This is a genomic window from Arsukibacterium sp. MJ3, from assembly GCF_000987765.1.
Lineage (GTDB): Bacteria > Pseudomonadota > Gammaproteobacteria > Enterobacterales > Alteromonadaceae > Alishewanella.
This window is the reverse complement of sequence record NZ_LAHP01000165.1, coordinates 1-487: the sequence shown is the minus strand read 5'-3', so window position 1 is coordinate 487 and position 487 is coordinate 1. Positions and strand designations below refer to the sequence as shown.

Genomic DNA, 487 nt, shown 5'->3' with positions numbered 1-487 from the left:
ATTGTTACCAGCCCTATCTGAAGGTGATATGGCAAGAACAGTAGCGCTTACCGATGATGAGCGCAAAACCATTCGTTCGTTTAACCTGCTTACCTTGAAGCCTACCATGTACATTTGTAACGTGGCGGAAGATGGCTTTGAAAATAACCCGCACCTTGCTGCGGTGCATAAGCTAGCAGAAAATGAAAACGCTATTGTGGTGCCTGTATGTGCCGCAATTGAAAGCGAAATTGCTGAGCTAGACGACGAAGACAAAGAAGAATTTTTAAGTTCAATGGGCCTTGAAGAACCAGGCCTAAACCGTGTAATTCGTGCAGGTTATGAGCTGCTTAATTTACACACCTATTTCACGGCGGGCGTTAAAGAAGTACGCGCCTGGACAGTGAAAAAGAATTCTACAGCTCCACAAGCAGCTGGCCGTATTCACACGGATTTCGAGAAAGGCTTTATTCGCGCAGAGATCGTTGGTTTCGATGATTTTATTGCC

Annotated in this window: 1 protein-coding gene; it reads left to right on the top strand. The window is 45.4% G+C overall.

Features of this window, described 5'->3' with window-relative positions; genetic code table 11:
- Positions 1 to 487: DUF933 domain-containing protein (locus VT06_RS17305; RefSeq protein WP_046555577.1), on the top strand; the 487-nt coding region annotated here is incomplete at both ends.